Genomic DNA, 1,879 nt, shown 5'->3' with positions numbered 1-1,879 from the left:
CCGACCAGGTGGCGCGCGCGCTCGAGCATCTCGCGCCCGAAATGCGAGAGCTCGCTGCGCCGGCCCACGCGGTCGAACAGCGCGCGGCCGAGCACCTCCTCGAGCGCATGGATGCTGCGGCTCAGCGCGGGCTGCGTGATCGACAGCGCCTTGGCCGAGCGCGTGAAGGAGCCCGTCTCGGCCACCGAGAGGAAGTGGCGCAGCTGCACGAAGGTCATGGCATGGAGGGGCCTGTTCATGCATTGGAATTATGGCTGTGGATAGAACAATGCATTGGACGCCTGGCAAGCCATTGCCTAGATTCGCGGCCGGTCCCTTTTCAGAACAAGCAAAGACACATCACCCCAGGAGACAGGTCCCTTCATGCATTCCCTTCGCCAGCTTTCCCTCGCCGCCTGCCTCGCCTGCGCCGCCGTGCCCGCCGCCATGGCACAAGGCGCCGCCCCCAACGCCCAGCGCATCGAGTCGCTCGCGCGCGAGGCCTATCCGCAGCTCGACACGCTCTACAAGGACATCCACGCCCATCCCGAACTCGGTTTCCAGGAGGTGCGCACGGCCGGCAAGCTGGCCGAGCAGATGCGCGCCCTCGGCTTCGAGGTGACCGAGCACGTGGGCCGCACCGGCGTGGTCGCGGTCCTGCGCAACGGCGCCGGTCCCACGGTGCTGGTGCGCACCGAGCTCGATGCGCTGCCGATGCAGGAGAAGACCGGCCTGCCCTACGCGAGCCAGGCCAAGGCCACCTGGCAGGGCCGCGAGACCTTCGTCGCCCACAGCTGCGGCCACGACGTGCACATGGCAAGCTGGGTCGGCACCGCGCGCACGCTGCTCGCGCTCAAGGACCAGTGGCAGGGCACGCTGGTGTTCGTCGCGCAGCCGGCCGAGGAGGCCAGCGGCGGCGCCAAGGGCATGCTGGCCGACGGGCTCTACAAGCGCTTCCCCAAGCCCGATGCGGCCTTCGCGCTGCACACCTCGGCCTCGCCCTACGGCTACGTCGGCTACCGCGCGGGGCCGATTACCTCGGCCTCCGATGGCTTCGAGATCGACTTCAAGGGCCGCGGCGGCCATGGCTCGGCACCGCACCGTGCGATCGACCCGATCGTGCAGGCGGCCCATTTCGTGACCGACGTGCAGACCGTGGTGAGCCGCGAGAAGGACCCGGCCGAGTTCGGCGTGGTGACGGTGGGCGCGATCCAGGCCGGCACCGCCGGCAACATCATTCCCGACTCGGCGCTGCTGCGCGGCACCATCCGCAGCTACAAGCCGCAGGTGCGCAAGCAGCTGATCGACGGCGTGCGCCGCACCGCGCTGGCCTCGGCCGCGATGGCGGGCGCGCCCGAACCCGCCATCGGCCTCGACCCGGCGCGCGGCAACGGCGCGGTGATCAACGACCAGGCGCTGGCGCAGCGCACCGTGGCCGCGCTCAAGGCGCAGCTCGGCGACGCGAAGGTGGTGCAGGTGCCGCCGATCACCGCCAGCGAGGACTTCTCGGAGTTCGCGGTGGAGGGCGTGCCCACCTTCTTCTTCTTCATCGGCGTGAACGATCCGAAGGAGGTCGCCGAGTCGCAGAAGGAAGGCGGCAAGCCCCTGCCCTTCAACCATTCGCCCTTCTTCGCGCCGGTGCCCGAGCCCTCGATCACGACGGGCGTGCAGGCGATGACGGCCGCCGTGCTGAGCGCGCTGGCCGCGAAGCCTACTTCAGCCGGTAGCTGAGCTTCTTGCCGCCGCGCACCTGGGCATCGAGGCCCAGCCATTCGCCGTCGGCCACGGCATACCAGAGGTCGATCGGCTGCTCGGGCCCGCTGACGCGCCAGCGCCGGGCCGCCACGCCGCGGCCGCGCACCTCGACGCGGCCCTCGTCGAGCGCGGCGATGCGCACCGG

Annotated in this window: 3 protein-coding genes; 1 reads left to right on the top strand and 2 read right to left on the bottom strand. The window is 70.6% G+C overall.

What is annotated here, in order from left to right; translation table 11 throughout:
- The coding region (locus AC27VN_RS40270; RefSeq protein ID WP_490880330.1) for a LysR family transcriptional regulator at positions 1–218 on the bottom strand (218 nt) is incomplete at its 3' end.
- A gap of 145 nt (positions 219–363) precedes the next feature.
- Here AC27VN_RS40270 and AC27VN_RS40265 point away from each other — a divergent pair.
- A complete protein-coding gene (locus tag AC27VN_RS40265) occupies positions 364–1,710 on the top strand; it encodes an amidohydrolase (RefSeq protein ID WP_490880329.1) in 1,347 nt (448 codons plus the stop codon).
- Here the strand turns inward: AC27VN_RS40265 and AC27VN_RS40260 are convergent.
- The coding region (locus AC27VN_RS40260; RefSeq protein ID WP_490880328.1) for a DUF6134 family protein at positions 1,691–1,879 on the bottom strand (189 nt) is incomplete at its 5' end. The two genes, AC27VN_RS40265 and AC27VN_RS40260, sit on opposite strands and share 20 nt — an antisense overlap.

Source organism: Variovorax sp. 20P10.2.4 (assembly GCF_058244205.1).
The sequence above is the reverse complement of the archived record's forward strand: the minus strand, read 5'-3'. Positions and strand labels throughout refer to the sequence as shown.

Bases quoted from the DNA above. Each gene is read 5' to 3' on its own strand.
- AC27VN_RS40265 (WP_490880329.1), top strand. From the start codon at position 364: ATGCATTCCCTTCGCCAGCTTTCCCTCGCCGCCTGCCTCGCCTGCGCC.